This window comes from Sphingorhabdus sp. 109 (assembly GCF_902506555.1).
Lineage (GTDB): Bacteria > Pseudomonadota > Alphaproteobacteria > Sphingomonadales > Sphingomonadaceae > Parasphingorhabdus.
This window is the reverse complement of the sequence record NZ_LR732707.1, coordinates 2,747,771-2,766,357: the sequence shown is the minus strand read 5'-3', so window position 1 is coordinate 2,766,357 and position 18,587 is coordinate 2,747,771. Positions and strand designations below refer to the sequence as shown.

The 18,587-nt window shown below is 54.5% G+C and carries 17 protein-coding genes; 10 read left to right on the top strand and 7 right to left on the bottom strand.

Annotated elements, in window-relative coordinates:
* Positions 1–229 precede the first annotated feature (229 nt).
* On the top strand, positions 230–1,453 hold the full coding sequence (locus BOSE62_RS13030) for a serine hydrolase domain-containing protein (RefSeq protein WP_159646909.1): 1,224 nt from the start codon (positions 230–232) through the stop codon (positions 1,451–1,453).
* Between the two features lie 147 nt (positions 1,454–1,600).
* Here BOSE62_RS13030 and BOSE62_RS13025 read toward each other — a convergent pair whose 3' ends face one another.
* The 6 genes from BOSE62_RS13025 to BOSE62_RS13000 all read right to left on the bottom strand — a co-directional run bounded on the left by BOSE62_RS13025 (position 1,601) and on the right by BOSE62_RS13000 (position 9,997).
* Positions 1,601–2,644 carry a DUF1838 family protein gene (locus tag BOSE62_RS13025; protein WP_159646907.1) on the bottom strand — a complete coding sequence of 348 codons (1,044 nt, stop codon included), beginning with the start codon at positions 2,642–2,644 and terminating at the stop codon, positions 1,601–1,603.
* Between the two features lie 25 nt (positions 2,645–2,669).
* Entirely contained in the window at positions 2,670–5,012 is a 2,343-nt protein-coding gene (locus BOSE62_RS13020) for a TonB-dependent receptor (RefSeq protein WP_159646905.1), read from the bottom strand.
* A 245-nt stretch (positions 5,013–5,257) separates the two neighbouring features.
* Entirely contained in the window at positions 5,258–6,133 is an 876-nt protein-coding gene (locus tag BOSE62_RS13015) for an alpha/beta hydrolase family protein (protein ID WP_159646903.1), read from the bottom strand.
* 135 nt (positions 6,134–6,268) lie between these two features.
* Positions 6,269–7,477, bottom strand: coding sequence for a class I SAM-dependent methyltransferase (locus tag BOSE62_RS13010; protein ID WP_159646901.1), 1,209 nt, complete (start codon positions 7,475–7,477; stop codon positions 6,269–6,271).
* Between the two features lies 1 nt (position 7,478).
* On the bottom strand, positions 7,479–8,708 hold the full coding sequence (locus BOSE62_RS13005) for an MFS transporter (protein ID WP_159646899.1): 1,230 nt from the start codon (positions 8,706–8,708) through the stop codon (positions 7,479–7,481).
* The gene (locus tag BOSE62_RS13000) at positions 8,705–9,997 is read right to left on the bottom strand and encodes a hypothetical protein (RefSeq protein WP_159646897.1); all 1,293 of its coding nucleotides are present in this window, start codon (positions 9,995–9,997) and stop codon (positions 8,705–8,707) included. Before BOSE62_RS13000 ends, BOSE62_RS13005 begins: the two co-directional genes overlap by 4 nt.
* Before the next feature lie 248 nt (positions 9,998–10,245).
* On the opposite strand from BOSE62_RS13000, the gene BOSE62_RS12995 reads away from it, so the two are divergent.
* The 6 genes from BOSE62_RS12995 (at position 10,246) to BOSE62_RS12970 (ending at position 15,535) form a co-directional block, all read left to right on the top strand.
* Positions 10,246–11,445, top strand: a complete 1,200-nt coding sequence (locus BOSE62_RS12995; RefSeq protein ID WP_159646895.1) for a class I SAM-dependent methyltransferase — start codon at positions 10,246–10,248, stop codon at positions 11,443–11,445.
* Positions 11,442–11,816, top strand: coding sequence for a hypothetical protein (locus BOSE62_RS12990; RefSeq protein WP_159646893.1), 375 nt, complete (start codon positions 11,442–11,444; stop codon positions 11,814–11,816). Before BOSE62_RS12995 ends, BOSE62_RS12990 begins: the two co-directional genes overlap by 4 nt.
* A 161-nt stretch (positions 11,817–11,977) precedes the next feature.
* Positions 11,978–13,060, top strand: a complete 1,083-nt coding sequence (locus tag BOSE62_RS12985; RefSeq protein WP_159646891.1) for a serine hydrolase domain-containing protein — start codon at positions 11,978–11,980, stop codon at positions 13,058–13,060.
* 105 nt (positions 13,061–13,165) lie between these two features.
* Positions 13,166–14,563 carry an MmgE/PrpD family protein gene (locus BOSE62_RS12980; RefSeq protein WP_159646889.1) on the top strand — a complete coding sequence of 466 codons (1,398 nt, stop codon included), beginning with the start codon at positions 13,166–13,168 and terminating at the stop codon, positions 14,561–14,563.
* A 12-nt stretch (positions 14,564–14,575) separates the two neighbouring features.
* Entirely contained in the window at positions 14,576–14,986 is a 411-nt protein-coding gene (locus tag BOSE62_RS12975) for a nuclear transport factor 2 family protein (protein ID WP_159646887.1), read from the top strand.
* 24 nt (positions 14,987–15,010) lie between these two features.
* Positions 15,011–15,535, top strand: a complete 525-nt coding sequence (locus BOSE62_RS12970; RefSeq protein WP_159646885.1) for a DUF3598 domain-containing protein — start codon at positions 15,011–15,013, stop codon at positions 15,533–15,535.
* Between the two features lie 163 nt (positions 15,536–15,698).
* Here BOSE62_RS12970 and BOSE62_RS12965 read toward each other — a convergent pair whose 3' ends face one another.
* The gene (locus BOSE62_RS12965) at positions 15,699–16,061 is read right to left on the bottom strand and encodes a hypothetical protein (RefSeq protein WP_159646883.1); all 363 of its coding nucleotides are present in this window, start codon (positions 16,059–16,061) and stop codon (positions 15,699–15,701) included.
* 231 nt (positions 16,062–16,292) lie between these two features.
* On the opposite strand from BOSE62_RS12965, the gene BOSE62_RS12960 reads away from it, so the two are divergent.
* The 3 genes from BOSE62_RS12960 (at position 16,293) to BOSE62_RS12950 (ending at position 18,551) form a co-directional block, all read left to right on the top strand.
* Entirely contained in the window at positions 16,293–16,598 is a 306-nt protein-coding gene (locus BOSE62_RS12960; protein ID WP_159646881.1) for an REDY-like protein HapK, read from the top strand.
* A 2-nt stretch (positions 16,599–16,600) separates the two neighbouring features.
* Positions 16,601–17,395, top strand: a complete 795-nt coding sequence (locus BOSE62_RS12955) for an SDR family NAD(P)-dependent oxidoreductase (RefSeq protein ID WP_201295729.1) — start codon at positions 16,601–16,603, stop codon at positions 17,393–17,395.
* A gap of 253 nt (positions 17,396–17,648) precedes the next feature.
* Entirely contained in the window at positions 17,649–18,551 is a 903-nt protein-coding gene (locus tag BOSE62_RS12950; RefSeq protein WP_159646877.1) for a hypothetical protein, read from the top strand.
* Positions 18,552–18,587: the final 36 nt, after the last annotated feature.

Sequence of the window (18,587 nt, the reverse complement as noted above, 5' to 3'; positions counted from 1 at the left end):
TCGAGCGAATATTTGCCCACGCTTCGTTCTCGTGTTAATCTGAAACTCTTCGGTGTTGGAATATCGCAATGCCATTGAGGTGCCCGTTATCGCCCTGCGGTCAGAGGCCTCCTCCAATTTGCCAGTCTCGACGAAGAAGACCACATTCTTCCCGGAAAATTGAAGCTATGATCGACGCACCTGTGCAGCATATCCGTGTCCATCACAGCAAATTGCAGAGGAAGAAAATATGAAGGCTTTCAGAACAAAACTGGTGCTGTCGCTTGCTTCCGCAACCATAGCCCAGGCCTGTGTTTCATCAGCAGTTCAAATGCCTGTTACGGACATGGCGGAACCGGAAGCTGCGCAGGAATATGCCGCCGATGCCGCACGTCCTTCACCGCAATCCCCCGATGTTCTCTCCCTCGATTCCTTTCAGCCGCGCGCCCTAATGGGCGGATGCGACGTCCGTGCGCTTCCACGCTCTGACGAGACATTGCCGCCAAAACTGCAGGCTGCGATCGCGCAGGCCAGAGCCTATTCCGCCGCACAGAAAGGCGTTAGCCTGCTGATCGTTCGCGACGGCAAAGTGATTCACGAAAGCTATGAGGGCGAAGCAGACGAGAGCACTTGGACCGATAGCTATTCCATGATGAAATCCCTCACCGGGCTCATGACGGGCATCGCGATAGAAAAAGGCTTGATCGGCTCGCTCGATGACCCGAGCGGCAAATATCTGTCGGAATGGGCGGATGATCCGCGCGGACAAATATCCATCCGCCAGCTGTTAACAATGCAAAGCGGACTCAGACTATATCCCTTTGGCGATCCGGCGGGAGAAAGCATGAAACTGATGTTTGCTTCCGACATAAACGGTGTCGCACTGAAAACTCCCTTGCAGGACGAACCGGGTGCCGTGTTCCGTTATAATAACGTCAACAGTCAAATTGTCGGCGCGATTATCGATCGGGCCGCAAAAGCCAAGGGTATGCCCGGTTTCATCGATATGCTGCACGATGATGTCTGGTGCCCGCTGGGCAATGGCGAAGCAGCGCTTTGGCTTGATCGAGAAGGCGGCTCCCCTCATTATTTCGCAGGAGCCTTCGCGCGGGCAGCTGACTGGGCCAGAATCGGCGAACTTTTTCGCAATCGTGGCAAGGCGAATGGGCAACGGATTGTTTCACCTGAATGGGTCGATGCAATGACCAGTCCCAGCGCAAAAAATGCGGCCTATGGTTTGCACATCTGGCTGGGCAAGGCCTGGCAGCGCCAGCGCAGATATAGTCAGGAGAGCCAGGTCAGCGTATTGCATTCGGCTCGCTATCTTGCCGATGACGTGGTCTTTTTTGACGGCTTCGGCGGCCAGCGTGTCTACGTCATACCATCCAGTAAACTCACCATTGTTCGTACAGGATTTGCCAATTTCAACTATGATGACGCCATGATAGTCAATCTGTTGCTGGCTGCATTATGATTATGCCCGGCCTGTCCCCTGGCCCAATCTTGTCCAAATCAGGATGTCCCTCCGCAACCGTCATCTATTTCACAACGGTTGCGGACTGGAAATTCACCCTGTCCGGCATCAACTGACATCAGATAATCGCCCTTTGCCGCGTTGCCCTCAGCGCTTGAACGAAGGTTTCGGCAAGGGTGCAAAGGGTATCTTACCATCTGCTGGCAAAGGTGCCGGATTTTGTTCCCGTGCGTACCATTCGAGGGACGACAGGGAAGGTTCTTCCCATATTTCCGGGGCCTCGAGGAATTTGGGATAATGTTTGGCTGCATATTCCAGCGCCTTCTGATCTGCATAATCAATCGTGTTTTCGGATCCGAAGAAACACGAATACATGCAGTGGCCTTCAGATGGCCCCATCAGCATCCATGGCAACCAAGGGGTGGTGCGTGTCCAGGTTCCTCTGGCCGGCAGCCCGGTCAGTTCGGGGTTCTGCATCTCGTCCCAGTTAAACTGGTATAAAAATTGTTCGGTTACCTGATTGAATCCCGATGCCGTTGCTTCGCGCGGCCATTTATCGGGCTGCAGTGCTGCCGGATAGAACAGGTTGATCCTTTCAGCGAGGATCAGATCATTGTCGCGCCTTTCCCAATCTTTAATCAGCGGGATCTTGGGGGGCATGTCGGTGTTGAGCCCGCCATAGCTGGGGGGCATGTAGAGATAATCCGTGATCGTATGATTGAACGGATCATTGGCGATCGGCACAACCCTGACTGTTTCGTTCAGATAGGGATTGGTCCATTCTTCCAGAATTTCGCCGGTTTCGAGATCAGTATAAAATCCGATTTCCCGCAACACTTTCTTGTAGCCCGGGTCCGCGCCCTCGTCATTGGGCAGAAGCCGCGCACAGGAGAAACCTGTGAAACCAACCAGATCACGGATAGCCTCACCCGGCCGCACCCCATGCACAATACCTTTGAACCAGCCGTATTTGGTAGATTTCATGTCGATATTGGCAAGGAAGCGCGCCTGAGCCTCGCGATTGCCGCGGGGTGTGGTGAGATCCAGATAATCGCCTTTGAGATCGCGTTCGACCCCGTCGGAATTCCTGTCTTTCTTATGCTTTGCCAACGCGCCGCCAGACGGCAACATCATTGCAGCGGCACCGGCTGCGCCGGCAGCACCAGCGGCCAGGAAGTTTCTGCGATCCATAAATCTCTCCGGTAGTTTGGTTTCTTCAGAAGTCGAATGTCAATGTTGCACCAAGCCGACGGCGGTTTCCGAGGGTTGGAACATAATCTGTGAAAAACGGCGTTGCGATGAAAAATGCATTGGCGACATAGACCTTGTCAAACAGGTTCTTGCCCCAAAGGGAGAGTGACCAGTTATCTGCCCGCACACCGATACGCCCATTTACCAGCACTCTGGGTTCAATCTCGGTTACGTTGATCTCCGAGGCATATTGCTTGGACTGCCCAGCGACATCAAGGCGGGTGAAGAAGTCGATATCATCCGATATGGCGGTGTTGTATGACGCGCCGACATTCCACTGGAACTTCGATGTACGCTGCAGATCATTGCCACCGATATCGCCGTCATAGTTGCAGACATCGCTGGGCGCTGTTTCGGTACCGCAGAGCAGAGAGCGCGTAATACGGCTGGATATAACGCCTTCATTGTAGCTTGCATCAATATAGGCAAGCCCGGCATTGAGTAGGAGTCCATCAAATGGTTCGAACGTCCCCTCTACTTCGATACCTTTCGACGTCGCACCCCCCAGTGCCTGGGTGATATTCGCGCTAAAGAAAGAAGCACCGGCCGCTGAAACCTGAAGCTGCAAATTGCTCCAGTCGATATAGAAAGCGGCGAGATTCAAGGTAGCCCGCCCGTTCATGAACGTGTTTTTCAAACCGATTTCATAGGTCCAGTTGGTATCGGGACTATAAAAGCGCTCTTCGTCGGTCAGATCCGTGTTGGTCGAGTTGATACCACCCGATTTAACGCCCCGCGCGACCGACGCGTAGATCAGATTGTCTTCGGTAATTTTATAGTCGATACTGGCGCGCGGCGTGAAATAATTATCCTTGTAGACATAGGGGCTGTTCACGCTGAGATCGGCGAGATCCTTACGTTCGTCCGTATAGCGGCCTTCCAGTTCGATGGTCAGGCGCTCGTCCATCAGGGGGACAGCGATACGACCGAAAATGGCCCTGACTTCGGTCTCGGTATAAGCGGAAAATGGCGTCGCATCATCAGGAATGGACGTCAATGGCGTCAGGTCGCGGAATGGAACCAGTCCACCGGTGCCCAGTTCAAGATCTTCGCCATTCTGAATGAAGCCGCCAATCATCGCATAGATACCACTATCACCCTGATATTGCAGTCGGATTTCATGCGAATCATAGTTAAAATCACCCACGGGATTGAAGGTGAACGCGTTGCCGGTCTGCCCCGCGAACACAGTCGGAACCAAAGCATCCCTGTCGCTGCCGCCAGCCGAGAACACATCGCCGTGCGAATGTCCGAACATATAGTTCAAGCTAATCTGATCGGTCAGTTCCGCCGCCACATTGACGCGAACAATCTTCGATTCGGAATCGAGCCCGAAGGTCCGGGGATCAATGACGAAACCTTCCGTGCCACTCGCTCCAGGTACCGGAGTCGTTGGCAATTCGCCGCAGTAAAGCTGCAGGCCGAAATTGGTAAATTGGCCGCCATTGCTGCAGTTGAAATCACCCGAACCACGCGACAAGCGATATTGCGCGCGCGTTTCGGAATCAGTCTTGAAGTTATAATAGTCGAAATCGATCGTCACCGCATCGACCGGCTTCAGACTAGCCCCGACCTGAACCATCGACTTGTCATAGCCACCAAGATTTCCGGTGGTGCCAGGATCGAGATCCAGATCAGCGTCGGGATGATTATTGGCATAATCACCATCAAATTCGGAATGGCCCAATGCCAGACGCATGGACAGAACGTCATGCACCAGCGGCACGCTGATCTTGCCGGAAATGTCAAATCCGCCATTTTCGGAGACTTCGACTTCACCGCTGGCCGATACTTCGGTCAGACTGCGGTTGGTCGACACATAGTTTATCGCACCGGCAAAAGCATTGGCACCATAAAGCGCGCTTTGCGGCCCCTTCACGACTTCGATACGCTCCAGATTCATCGATCCGACATCGAAAGCATATTGCCGCGGCAGGTAAACACCGTCGAGGAACACCGAGACATTCTGCTCAAGACCGGTGATCGAAAACTGGGTCGCACCACGAATGGTAGGAGATCCGAAGCCGCCGTTGGAGAAATCTTCAAAGACCAGACCCGGTGTCTGCATAGCGATATCTTCCAGTTCGCTTATCGAGCGCCGGTTCAACTCTTCCTTGTTGAAGGCGGTAATCGCGCCTGGAATATCTTGCAGATTTTCTTCAATCTTGCGGGCCGTCACCACGATCACGCCTGATTCAGCGGCATCGGCGGCAGTATCTTCAGACTGCGCAAAAGCAGGTCCGGCTGGAAAAAGGGTCAGCGCGAAAATCGAGCTCGTACCCATTGCTTTCAATATGGTCTTTTTCATAATGTCTTCCCCGATTATACTTAATCACAATGGCCTGAACTTCAGTCACCATCGATCTCACAATTTTTTGTTTGATGAGTCAGGTTAGTGCCATATTCCAGATTCAGGACAGGCATCACGAGATCTATCCGCTATGCGGGCAAATATTTGTCCGCCATGCGGGCAAACAAATTTTGCAGCAATCCGGGAAGGGAATATGCCGCATTTGACTGGCCTATTCGCAGACAGGCTTCAAAGCACGAAAATCAGTCTTTGTTCAGGCTTTCGCCATCCAGTTCGCCAGCTTGAGAACAAATGGACCCAGCCTTTAGTGCCGATTGTAAAAAGGCAACCGTAGTCGAGGTCGCTCGGTTCAATAATTGAGCAGATCGCGCGTCTGCCGGTTTTTCACGTCCGATCATCCCGCCGAAATAATGGTCGACTCCCTCTCCCACCCACAGCCAGCGCTTTCCTGCCGGTGCACCGATATAACTGGCTTTGTGAACTTCCCAATCGTCGATAAATCCCGGGATTATGTCGCTGGTGCCAGTTACAGTTAGACTGGGCACAGACATCGCTGCCCAGCCATCCGCATCGATCAATCTTGCTGTCGGCCCCGGCGGAGAGAAAGCAACGACGGCGCTTACGGAAGGATCCCTGACCAGGGGCGAAGGGATCGCCGGGATCGCGCCGCTGGCGATTTGTGCCAGCAGAGCCCCATAGCTATGCCCCATTGCGATTTTTTTGCCGGCGTCAATCCTGATTGCCGACCGGGCCAGCAGCATTTTTAGCTCCGAGGGAACGCTTAGCCCCAGAACCAGATCGGTTCCGCGGGTGCTCCACACATCGTCTCGGGATGGCGCTTTTTCATGCTGCCATTCCTCCGAATCCAGGTGCATCGGCGCGAATATAACATAGCCTGCGGCAGCCAGTGGCCTCAGCAGGGCATGATAGCGATCCGGCGCGGCAAATGCGCCATGTGAAAATACGACAAGCGGATATAGGCCCGGTTTGTCAGGACGGATGATCTCGAACGGAATAGGACGGCCATCGGCAGACGAAAGCTCCAGTGCTTCGACTGTGGTCGCCTGCGTGAGCAGAGATTCACAAGTGGTGATTATCGGGCCGGAGTCGAGTGCCATATTCTGCGAATGGTCGCAGCCGGCCAGCGCCAGACAGATTCCGGTGAATCCCAGTAAGGGAACGCGGTGCAGCAAAGATGAAACGGTACGGATCTTACTAGACCATTTTGCCGAGGGTTACCACAACGCCACCGGTTACTTCCAGGCGCCAAATGCGTGCCAGGCGGCTGCCCGCCCGTGATCTTCAGTCTCCCCTTCATCGGCCGTTGCCGGAAATATTTCTCGATCGACTACCGCTTTGACATGCGCCTCGAACAGATTTTCCGGGGCAAATCCGGCCTCGGTCATCACTTTGTTCAGATCCAAGCTATGCATAGACGACCAGAATGGTTCATTATTGTTGAACGCGTCCCAGTCCCGGATGAACTGCTCGTATAGAGGCATCGCATCGGTATAGGCCGGTTGCTCGAGATGAAACATCAAGCCACCGTTCGCCAGGACCCGATAGCCTTCGTTTATGATGCGCGGAAGGGCGCTGCCGCTGGTTTCGTGCAGAAACATTGTCGTCTGAACCCAATCGAAATATCCGTCATCCCAACGCGAAAGATCTTCGGCATTGGCCTGGACAAACCGGATGTTGTCTGCCCCGAGTGCGCGGGCGCGGGCGTGGCCATAGCGCAGAACCGGTGCAGCAACATCAATCGCGATGATTTCGGTCTCGGGAAAAGCCAGAGCCAAAGGCACAATATTGTGCCCGACCGTGACACCGACGTCCAGAATACGGCGCGGCGCCCAACCAGGACGCTCCTTCCGGATCCATTCAACCAGTGCCTGACCGCCACCGTCCGACAGGGCACCAATACCACCGGCAGTGGTGGCGAAAATGCCGCAGTCGTAATTGGCGCCGGCGGAAATATCGCCCTCCACTTCTTCACCATGATAACTTCCCGGCATGCAATGGATATCGACCGCCGACTGATAGCGCGGGATGGTGATATTCTCATCCAGTTCCAGATGGCTGCTGTTTGCACTGTTCGGATCATTATATGACGAAGCTGCATCCTTGAGCCGTTCAATCTGTCGCAGCACTAGTGCACGCCCGTTTTGCTGACGCATCTCCATCGAGTTGCGTTTCAATGCGGACCAGAACTGATGCCAGGGGTCGTCATTCATGGCATGGCGAATTTCGAAGCGGTTTTCCGGTTTGCGGCCCATTTCCTGAATAAATTTCGGCAGGACCCGGCTGTCATAGGCGCGCTTGTTTGCCGGACCGAGTGCGGTTGCCATGAAGCGATTGAAATTTGCCAGGAAATTGAACCGGGCAATTTCGTCATGCTGCGGTTTGGGAAAGATTTCATGCTGGGTGACCGCGCTATAAGGTGGAGCAATATCTTCGCGCTTCATACTAAGATTCCTTCTGTACGGCCCAGTCCGGATAGCGGCCCAGCGTCAGCAGCAATAATCCTCCCAGAGCAAAGAGACCCATAGCGACCATCAGCATCAGATCATAATTTCCGGTAGTGTCACGCGTCAGCCCATAAAGTACCGGCGAAACAGACGAGAACACTCCAAACGGCAGGTACAGAAAACCGTAGATTCTGCCATAAGCCACCATCCCGAAATAGCGGGAAGCCAAGTAAGAGATGACATCGGATTCCGCACCAGCGGCAAAGCCGAGCAGGAAGGCTGCACCAAAAATCAACGCCTGAGAAGTGTCCGTGCCAATCAGCAGCCAGCAAGCGATCACCGGCATAACCAGTACCGGGAAGGCGACGCCGGGAGCCCAGAATTTGTCAAACAGAAGACCGACGATGATACGCCCGGCAAATATACCGCTGGCGACAATACTCATCACGATCGCAGCTTCATCGGCCGTCAGGCCGTGCATCTGAACCATCTGTACCATGTGGATATGTGCGCCACCATATGCGAGGGCGATCAGCACCACCGATAGGAACAGAATCCAGAAACGATAACCTCTGATGGCTTGTCCCAGGCCTATGCCGGTCAGATTGCCATCCTGGCTTCTGATTTCGGCTGGCCTCTCTTCCGGTTGCGGGTCCCGAAACAGGGTCAGCGCAAGAGGCAGGCCAATCAGCAGGGGAAGCAGGGCCAGAACCGGAAAAACCATGCGCCAGTCGAATGCTTCGAGAACACGATTTGCGATTTGCGGAACAATCAGGCCGGCAATGCTGGTGCCCAATAGCAGGATCCCCAATGCCAGACCCCGGTTTCTATAGAACCACATATTGATGGTCCGGCTCCAGGTGACGGGAGTCGAGCCAATGCCCAATATCCCGATCAGCGCCCAGATGGCGTAGAAGCCGAAAATATTGTCGGGCGTGAAATACAAGAGCGAGAACGCAATGCCGAAACCGGTCAACGAGGCTGTCGCTACAGGCTTGACACCATATTTGTCGGCAAGCGCTCCGACAGCCGGGGCCAGAAAGGCTCCGATGATTCCGTAGATCGTGATACCGATGCTGATCTGTACAAATGACCAGCCCATAGCCAGATGGATCGGCCCCAATACGATCGGCAGAACGTTAAACGGAATCGGTGACGCGCCGGTAGCCACGCCGATGACTCCGGAAAACAATGGTTTCCAGCCTCTGGAAAACTCGGAACTGCTCATTCGGCCACAACCGGCTCCAGCGGAACCCCGCTGTCATTGACCAGTCTCACCGCATCGCCCATTGTCTCCTTTTTAAGAATGTTGATCATGGCCTTGCGCCGTTCCGGGTCGGTCACATTTCCGGAGGAGACCACCATCGTCGTTCCTGGCGCGAATTTGTCAGGATCAGCGATCAACCGGTCCATCAAGGCGTCGTCCCATTTCTCGCCTTTCTGGCCATGCGCCGCCATGTTGCTGGTATAGGTGAAATTGGGGACCGAGCCGACCGGTCGTCCAAAAATGCCGTAAAGATTGGGACCGGCAAGATGCTTGCCGCCTTTGTTCATCGTATGGCAAAATCCGCACCATTTGAAATTTTCTGCGCGCACATCCCGCTCAAGAGCTGTTTCGGGCGTGACCGTCACAACGACTACAGGCTCGTCATGAGAGGTCACACCTTTGGCCGCATCAACCCGCACGCCGGTTTCGACCGGACTGACCCGGAACATCGCATATGGCCCGTAGAGGCCGAGGCCGAGGAAGATGAAGGCCAGTGCCGGGGCAATCAAGCCCGGACCGGAAAATCCAGCGCCACGGTCATCCGATGTAGCGGGCCATCGCCGCGAGAGCTTTGCCAGTCCCCAGATAAGCAGCAGAATAATAATATAGATGGCGACCGCTCGCGGCCCGGGATCCGGGCTGGAGAAAGTCACGGCCGCATAGACCGATACCGCCGTACCTCCCAGCGTGAAATAGCCGAACCCTTTCGGAAACCCGGCCAATATCCCGACACCGTAACGAAAGATGAAGTAAAGCGCGGTGAGAAGCGTTACGAGATGTAGCACCAACATGGAAAAACCGATGCCTGAATGGAAATAGCCGGTGAACAACCAAAGGACACGACTTTCCCCGACAAGAGACGGGATCGCAGGCAATGGACCAAAATGGATATGATGACCTTCGGCCCAGGCACTCAATATGCCCAATAACGGGTTCAGCATCAGGGAGGCGACGCTCACCAGTGCCAATGCCATCGCCCAGCGATTGGCCATTGGCGATAGGGCGGGATGAACGACCTTTTTGCGCCCGACCCACCATTTAATAAAAAGCAGGATGCTCAGCAATCCCAAGATCATGCCAATGGAATAATGCCATCCGCGCAGGGTTTCGCGAAAGATCGATACCTTGTCGGTCCGCGGCATGACAGTGGTGGTCACCGTCAGCAGAATATAGGCAAAGGCCCATACAGGCCCCAGATACTCACTTTCCTCGATCCAGGTTCTGAATTTCGCAGATTTTAATTCTGACATTAGACATACTCTCGATCACGCCGTGAAAAGGCAGGTAGGATCTGACAGTCTGATCGGCCCTGCCGCATCCACTCATTGGCTTGGTCGTCACCCTCGAAGCAAATCGCCAGCGCAGCCAGCTTGGTAAGCGTATCTATCCGCACGGTGGATAATCGATATCGGGTGAGCAAATATGAACCGAGCCTTGTATAGACTTATCGGGTAGAATTGTCGCCTTGGGTGTTGCAACTTCAAAAAAGCAGAACGAAATGAATCAAAACATCTTTCAGCAGGCCCCTCACGACCTTTTGCCGGTGGGCAACCATGATGACCGAATGCGGCAGGAATTCAGCAAAAGCTTTCGTCAATATATCCAAAATGGGTTGCTGCCGGGCCTGACACCGGTTTTCGAAGGACGGGTAACGCGCACATTCCAGAAAGAGCACGGCCGGCCTCCGGCCGACCGGCACGACATTCGCAAAGCAATGGTCACCGACCCTTATTTTCAGACTTATGCCTCGTCGACTCGGATTGCTCAGGAACTGCTCTGGTCTTCCGTCATCGATCCGCTGGAACGTGATCTCGGTCCATTAACGGAAAAAGCCGAAACGCTGTCGACCCAGTCCCCCGCGATGCTGAAAACCAGCGAGGATTTCGACGTACCCCGTTATGTCAGTGCAATCGATATCCATTGCATGCCAGGCGGCTATGCAAGCAGCCGCTCGGACAAGGATATATTTGCAGGCGCGCTCTATGATCGCGGAGTCTATCTATACGCGATGGGCTACATGGGTCCCGACAACGACGATATGGGCCGCTCGGTTTGCAACTATATCAAGCGTAATCTGCCGGAATTTGCGCCCGAAACCATATTGGACATGGGTTGCACCATTGGCCATTCGACACTGCCCTTCAAGGAAGAGTTTCCGGATGCCGAAGTCACCGGAATTGACGTGGCCGGTCCTTGCATTCGCTATGCTCACGCCCGAGCGGCGGCCAAGGAACTGAATGTCGGCTTTCTGCAAGAAAATGCGGAAGAGACCAGCTTTGCCGACCAAAGCTTTGACCTGATTGTCAGCCATATCCTACTGCATGAAACGAGCGGCAAGGCTATGCCGCGAATTTTCGATGAATGCTATCGGCTGCTAAAGCCCGGCGGCTATATGATTCACGCCGATCTGCCACCGTTCGGCAAAATGGGTCCATTCATGCAGTTCATTCTCGACAATGAAACCTATTATAACAACGAACCCTTCTGGGGCGCGATGCGCGAAATCGACCAGATCAAATTGGCCAGCGATGCAGGATTTGCTCCCGGCACAATCCGTTTCGATACTGCACCAATGGCCGTCATGGAACTGTCCGAGGCTGAACAAGCCGCGCTAACCGACCGCGAATTTGTCGCGGGTGAATATGCTCCAGGCGGTGGCTGGGAAGTCCTGATTGCTCAGAAAGGCAAAACAGAATGAATATGGCGACGGAACAGACAGCGCCCGAGACTCAGACCCCGCGTCACGCAAAAGGCAAGAGACCGGATTTCTATGCCACTGAGGGAATGGACGAGGCCATGTCGATGATCATGGTTCTGGCCAGCGAATTCTGCACCATGCGCGACCGGATGGACACAATCGAAAAGATCGTCTCGGATAACGGTATTGATCTGGAATCAGAAATTGATCGCTATACCCCGACCCCGGAATCGTTAAACCAGCGGGAAGAGCGCCGCCAGTCGTTCTTCGACCGTCTGTTTTACGTCACCCAGAAAAAAGCGCTCGAACAAGCAACAGATGATAGCGGCGAACGCTATCAGGATGTGCTGCGCGACACGGCAAAAGGATAGCCATGGTGAACTTGGCGCGCGCAGTCTGCAAACGAACATTGCTGGCTCTTGCTGTATTTTCCGTTACTTCGTGTGCGCAACTGCCACAGAAACCGGCGGGTCAGACCTGGCGCGATCGGCCCTCCGGTTCGGATGAAATCTTTCATCAGCGATATCAGGCCATGATGGCAAGCGGGGGCCGAGCAGATTATGACATTCTGGCACCCGTCAACGGAGCCAAGCTAATCCGGACGCCACAGAGCAATCCGCGACAGCAGCAGATCTCGCCCGAAGCATTGGAATCGGCCAGACAATATGCCGCAGCGACGAATAGCAGCGCCTTGATTGTCTGGCGCAATGGCGAAATGCTCTCCGAACATTATTTTGGCGGGATCGCGAGCGACGATTTGCTCCCGTCGAAATCACTGTCCAAACCGCTGACCGCCATCGCAATCGGTCGTGCCATTCAACTGGGGAAAATCCGCTCGCTCGATCAGCCGGTGAGCCATTTTGTTCAGGAATGGAAAAGCACCGACAAAGCCGACATGACCATCCGACACATGCTGGCGATGGAAACCGGCCTGCTGGAACAATCTTTCGCGATGGAGGCAGATAACCACTGGAACCGAGCCTATCTCGACCCCTATCACGAACGCTATATCATTGACGAATATCCGCTGACATCGGAACCCGGTAGCAAATATAGCTACAGCAACGCCGCAGGCGATCTCGTTGCCATTGTCATCGAACGCGCCACTGGTCAGCGCTACGATCGCTTTGTCGGCGAAGAAATCCTCCAACCTATCGGCGCGGCCGGCGGGAATATCTGGTTCAACCGGAATGACGGAACGCCACATTCGGGATGCTGCATGAACCTGCCGGCGCGCAGTTGGTTGCAGCTTGCCATCTTGCTGGCAAATGACGGAACCGTGGATGGCCGGGCGATTCTACCACCAGGGTTTGTGAGTGAAATGCGGCGGCCGGGGGCCCACAATATCCATTATGGGCTGGGTGTCTGGCTGGGCACACCATATGCCGAAAGGAGAGGCTTTATGGGACCGGACTCTCCAGCCGCCAAAATATGGCACAGCCGGCCTTATCTCGCCGATGACTTGTTTCTTTTCGATGGCAATGGAAACCAGACGGTTTACATCATTCCATCCCAGAATATGGTCATTCTCCGAATGGGAAATTCTCCCGACAAGCCGGTTGAATGGGACAATAGCTTGCTTCCGAACCTGTTGCTCAGCGGTTTGAAAAACTGAATCCGCCACTCGGTTCCATCAGCAGGCCCGGCCAGTTTAACCGAACTGCGGATAGATCATACAGCGGTGGATCGCAGATACACAATAATCTGCCAATGCTGTCGGGTGAACAACAGCCCATCATCATCCGCCGAGAGCCGCGATTCTTGCCCGACGACCGAGCGTCTGGTGGACAAGATCATGGCATTCCGCGATGTCGCGCTATCAGCAGATACGCTCGAGAAAGCGCGCATCTTTCTGGCAGACACATTGGCCGTCGGCGTCGCCGGACGCTGTGAAGCGGTTAGCGACAAAGTCTTTTCAGCAGCGCAAGGCTGGTCTGCGAACGGCGAGGGCGACGTCAGAATATTGGGTCGTCCCGATGTCCGCCTGTCCCCACATGCGGCAGCCGTGGTCAACGGTACGCAAATCCACTGTCTCGAATGGGATGCGCTTCACGAGCCGTCAGTTGTAATCGCTCTGTGCACGACCACCGCAGCGCTGATCAGCGAAACCGAGACCAGCGATATTTCGCTCGACGAGACCCTGCGAGCGCTTGTCCTCGGGGTCGAAACCGCGGTATTTTTTGGTGCCGGATCGCAGACTCACCCTCGCTTCTTCCGTCCATCCACTGCAGGCCTGATGGGCGCATCAGTTGCCCTGGCCTATCTGCGGAAATTTACGCGAACGCAAATGTTCGATCTTCTCGGACTGGCCTATAGTCAGGTATCGGGAACCATGCAGGCGCACTGGGAAGGCTCCGAGGTTTTACCGTTACAGATTGGTATTGCCGCCCGCGCGGCTCTCACGGCCGCCGATCTGGCTGCTGCTGGAATTTGCGCACCGCATGACATTATCGACGGGAAATTCGGCTATTTTTCTCTGATCGAGACCGCCAGCAATCTGGATGCGCAATTCGCGCAATGGGCTGCTCCGTGGAAAATTGAGGAAGTGGCGCACAAGCCCTTTCCTGCCGGACGGGCTACCCAAGCAACATTGACCGCACTCATTGATCTTGCGGCGCAAAACAGCTTCGGCATGGATGATATCTCCAGTATCAAGGTTCATGTCCCGCCGCTCATCATGCTGCTGGTCGGGCGAGAATATAATACCGATATGAGCGCCGCCTATGCACGGCTGTGCATGCAATTCATTGCTCCCATGATGATCCGGGATGGCAGGATTGACCCGCGGCTGTTCACATCGGACCATATGGCTTCCGCTCAGGCTGAAGCAGATGCCGCGAAAGTCCGTTGCACGCTCGACGGAAATCCGGACCCCAATGCCCTTTCTCCCCAGACTATCGAGATCGCGCTGAACGATGGGCAGGTCATAACGCAATTTGTCGACATTCCTTACGGCTCGCCCGGTCGACCGATGGATCGTGCCGACCAGATTGCCAAAGCGGACTTTTGCTTTGAGACAGCCGGCTACCGGGGCAATGCCCATGCTCTTTTCGAAGCAATATTTGCAGTTTCAGAAAACATATCGATGCGCGATGTGCTGGACTGTGTCACCAACTAGAAAGATCCCTCCATGGCCCTGACGCGCGAACAGCTCTATCAAACCTGTATTACCAATTTCTTCGAAATGCTGAACGCCCATGATCTGGATGGGGTTATGGAAGGCATGGCCGACGATTGCGAAATGCGGATTCCCAGCAGCAATTTTACCTATACTGGTAAAGCTGCGCTCCGCGATCATCTCGCCGATTTTATCCAAAGCTTTCCGGTCATCCATTTCCGCGACTTCATCACCGCGGTCGATGTCGATAACCAGCGCGTCGCCGCCCGGTTCAATATCTCCCTGCGGGACGATGATGGCGAGGAAACGCATATGTCGAACTGCAATTTTTTCGAAATCAACGACCAGGGCAAGGTTTTTGACATTCTGATTTTTGCATCCGCGCCGCTTTCGAAGGGTTTTCATGTCGGAAGCAGCACCTAATATTTGATCACCAAGGGAATTATCATGTCCAATTCTATTGAATTACGCAAAAATATGCCTTTGCTAGCTGCCAATGAAGGCGTCTGGGAGGGCATTTACCGCTATTATGACGCGGTAACCGGGGAACTGACCGATGCGCACAAATCACGATTGATTTGCCGGATTCCCGAGGATGGCAAGCCATCTGACTATCATCAGACCAATTATTATTTCTGGGCCGACGGGAAATCCGAAACGCGCGAGTTTCCGGCCAATTACCGCGACGGCCGGATCTGGTGGGACAATGATCTGATCAAGGGTTGGGCCGCCGCAATGCAGCCGGACGACAATAATCTGTCAACCTGTCTGAACTGGGTCCGCAAGGGACAGGACAATGTCTATCTTTATGAAATGATCCAGGTCGACGAAGCTGTCAAAAACCGGGCCCGGACCTGGCAGTGGTTCCGCGATGGTGTTTGCTTCATGCGCACCTTGATCGATGAAAAATTCGTTACCGCCGATTGGCAGAACTGGACGGATTTCGAAGAACCCAAGAATATCAGTTTCTAAAATCCAGCCAGCGGGATGCTGCAGATCGAGACTATCGGAACCGGTGGAACTCGGTCTGCAATTCTTCGCCCTTGATGGCAACAGCGCCGGAGCAGCAATTCATAGCGCTGAAAGGTCCCTGTCCGGACCCGTTCTGGCGTCCGGCGGTGGGCAAAGGCCAAAGTCAGATGTCGCGCAATTCCTTGCTGACTTCCGACAGTGCCGGTTCATTTTCCTTTAACGCTTCAGCCGCCTGATGCGGCCCCCGCATCACGCGAAAAATAAACTCGCGTGTCAGCATGCCTCGTTCGAGGGCTTGCTCCTGATCGGGAACGAAAGCCTCTATGTCCGACCGCTCAATACAGCCCTGACTGTCCAGCAACCGCTCTACCGTATCCAGCCGTTCGCGCACGACCGAAACTTCACCGACCAGCGCCATCAACATAGAAAGCATCAATTCGTCCTGGCCATTGTCAAAATAGTCCGGCCGCTTGCCTTTGGCTTTTCTATTGGCCAGCGCCATCCAGTCCAATGGGGATTCACTCATCTGTTCACGCTCCGCCGTTGCGATTGCCGTTTACCATTTGTCCGAAGCGCGAAAGATCTTTCCCGAGCCGGCCATTTCTAATCAGCCGTTATCGTCTGATGCGGGTTGAAACAGAATATCCTTGCCCTTCAATGCTCGCACGACGGCCAAAAGGCGATTTCGAGATCGCCCGCTATTGGCTTGCCTCCTAGGACAAATTTCACGTGGTCAGAATCCGGATAAGGAAACAATATGCGCATCATCTGTCTGTTCAACCTGAAGCAAGGCGTCGACATTGCCGAATATGAGCAATGGGCCAAAAACCGCGACATCCCGGCAGTCAATGCGCTTCACTCGGTAACGTCTTTCAGCGTCCTACGCGCGACCGGCCTGTTCGGCAGCGATGGGCAACCCCCTTATGAATATCTCGAAATTATCGATATCACGGGCCTGGACGCATTTGTCGATGACGTATCCGATCCGGCATTCGCAGCGCTCGCAAAACCATTTCAGGACTATGCCGACAACCCCACTTTCATATTGACGGAAAGCCTTTGACCATGCGTTTCACGGGAAAAACTATTGTCGTCACCGGCTCGGGCAAGGAAAAGGGACTGGGCCAGGGCATTTTGCAACGCTTCGCCGATGAAGGAGCCAATTGTGTGGTCTCCGACATCAGGGTCGATGAAGAAACCCATAAGGTTGCCGAGGAATTGCAATCGCGGGGGGCGAAGACCGCCATCATTCCCTGCGATGTCAGCGACGCCACAGCCTGTAACCGCCTGGTATCCGAGACAGTGGATGCGTTCGGTGGCATCGACATCATGGTCAACAATGCCGGAATCGGCTTTATGATGGAACCATTGCTCGACGTTACTCCCGAAAACTGGGCCAAAGTCATTGGAGTCAATTTGTCGGGTGCATTCTATTGCACACAGGCAGCGGCTAGGGCGATGATCGATCAGGGGCGCGGCGGCCGGATCATCAATATAGCCAGTCAGGCCGCCAAGAGCGGATTCACCCATCTTGCCGCCTATGTCAGCTCAAAACACGGAATGGTCGGACTAACCCGTGCCAGCGCGATCGAACTCGCATCAAGCGGCATTACCGTGAACGCTGTCTGTCCCAATCATGTCACTACCGCGCTGGGGGCAGAGCAAAATGCATATTTCTCAAAGCTGCTCGGTTTCGAGACGGTAGAGGCCTATCTCGCGAACATGGCTGCAAAAAACCCTTCCGGCCGTCCGGGCCTGCCCAGCGATACGGCGGCGGTCTGTGCATGGCTGGCGAGCGATGATGCGCAATATATGACGGGCGAGGCCCTGAATATCTCGGGTGGTGAAGAGATGCATTAGCTGATGCCACTTTCCGTGCCCGCGGAAGCAAAACCCCGGAGAGAAGCGAATAATGTCACACTCCCGTTGCGGACGGTCATCACACAGGCGATGGAGGGTCCCGCGCGACAACCAGTCTGTCGGGCGGCAGCGTGATTTGCTCGGGGTCGGGCGAAAAATCGGAAGTTGCACCGCCGGTCAGCGCAGCATCGTAGCAGCCGCTGCGTTTAAACAGGCGATGCCGCTTTGCCTGACAGATAAAGGCTGATGTTCAATGACACATATAATCACCCACGGCAGCATTCTGGGCGGCATTGTCACCACGCCCGATATGGATGGCGCTCTTTCCGACTATTGTGTCCATCTCGGATTGAAGCTTATTGAAGACCGTATTGTCTCGGCAGAGGAATCTGTCAGCTGGTCAGCGCCCGGTATTTTGGGCCGCCGAATCGCAACCTTGCAGCCGCAAAGTGGCGCGGAATGCTTCATTAGACTGGTGGAGCAACCGGTCCCTGCTAAATTCAAACCGACAACCAGCTTTGGCTGGGCAGCATATGAGCTGAGCGTGCAGGACGTCTTTGGTTGGCCAGCCAGACTGGAAAAGTCCGGCTTCAATATCATCGGCCCTCCCAGAACGATTCCAAGCCTGCCCTATTTCGTGCCGATGCAAGTGACCGGCCGTGGCGGCGAAATGCTATATTTGAACGAAGTCCATGAGAACACACCAACCAGCGATCTGCCCAAGGCGGAATCCCTCACTGATCAGATCTTCATCGTCATTTTGGCAACCGGAAATCTCGATTCCGCGTTGCAATGGTATCAGCAACGCCTGCATCTCGATCTGGGTGACAGTCACGAGATCAACTATACCATGATCAACAAGGCCTTTGGCTTTGAAGATGGCACGCAGCACCGATTGACGATGGTGCAGGCCGGGCGTCTGCCAATCGTCGAAATCGATGCCTATCCGGCCGCAGCGACCGAACGACCGGTACAGAATGGCATGCTGCCCCCGGGGAACAGTCTGGTGACGCTGGCAATCAACGAACTGGACACGCTCGATATCGAATGGATCGCACGTCCGCGGCAGCGCAGCGGACCTATATATCAGGACCGTCGTGTCGGCACCACGATCGGGCCTGCAGGCGAACTCCTGGAGCTCGTCGAAATCACCTGAAATTACAGTCTATTCGCCCTCCTTCCGGGCCGGGCG

Coding starts and splice junctions, on each gene's coding strand:
- BOSE62_RS13030 (WP_159646909.1), top strand. CDS start 230: ATGAAGGCTTTCAGAACAAAACTGGTGCTGTCGCTTGCTTCCGCAACC.
- BOSE62_RS13025 (WP_159646907.1), bottom strand. CDS start 2,644: ATGGATCGCAGAAACTTCCTGGCCGCTGGTGCTGCCGGCGCAGCCGGT.
- BOSE62_RS13020 (WP_159646905.1), bottom strand. CDS start 5,012: ATGAAAAAGACCATATTGAAAGCAATGGGTACGAGCTCGATTTTCGCG.
- BOSE62_RS13015 (WP_159646903.1), bottom strand. CDS start 6,133: ATGGCACTCGACTCCGGCCCGATAATCACCACTTGTGAATCTCTGCTC.
- BOSE62_RS13010 (WP_159646901.1), bottom strand. CDS start 7,477: ATGAAGCGCGAAGATATTGCTCCACCTTATAGCGCGGTCACCCAGCAT.
- BOSE62_RS13005 (WP_159646899.1), bottom strand. CDS start 8,708: ATGAGCAGTTCCGAGTTTTCCAGAGGCTGGAAACCATTGTTTTCCGGA.
- BOSE62_RS13000 (WP_159646897.1), bottom strand. CDS start 9,997: ATGTCAGAATTAAAATCTGCGAAATTCAGAACCTGGATCGAGGAAAGT.
- BOSE62_RS12995 (WP_159646895.1), top strand. CDS start 10,246: ATGAATCAAAACATCTTTCAGCAGGCCCCTCACGACCTTTTGCCGGTG.
- BOSE62_RS12990 (WP_159646893.1), top strand. CDS start 11,442: ATGAATATGGCGACGGAACAGACAGCGCCCGAGACTCAGACCCCGCGT.
- BOSE62_RS12985 (WP_159646891.1), top strand. CDS start 11,978: ATGATGGCAAGCGGGGGCCGAGCAGATTATGACATTCTGGCACCCGTC.
- BOSE62_RS12975 (WP_159646887.1), top strand. CDS start 14,576: ATGGCCCTGACGCGCGAACAGCTCTATCAAACCTGTATTACCAATTTC.
- BOSE62_RS12970 (WP_159646885.1), top strand. CDS start 15,011: ATGTCCAATTCTATTGAATTACGCAAAAATATGCCTTTGCTAGCTGCC.
- BOSE62_RS12965 (WP_159646883.1), bottom strand. CDS start 16,061: ATGAGTGAATCCCCATTGGACTGGATGGCGCTGGCCAATAGAAAAGCC.
- BOSE62_RS12960 (WP_159646881.1), top strand. CDS start 16,293: ATGCGCATCATCTGTCTGTTCAACCTGAAGCAAGGCGTCGACATTGCC.
- BOSE62_RS12955 (WP_201295729.1), top strand. CDS start 16,601: ATGCGTTTCACGGGAAAAACTATTGTCGTCACCGGCTCGGGCAAGGAA.
- BOSE62_RS12950 (WP_159646877.1), top strand. CDS start 17,649: ATGACACATATAATCACCCACGGCAGCATTCTGGGCGGCATTGTCACC.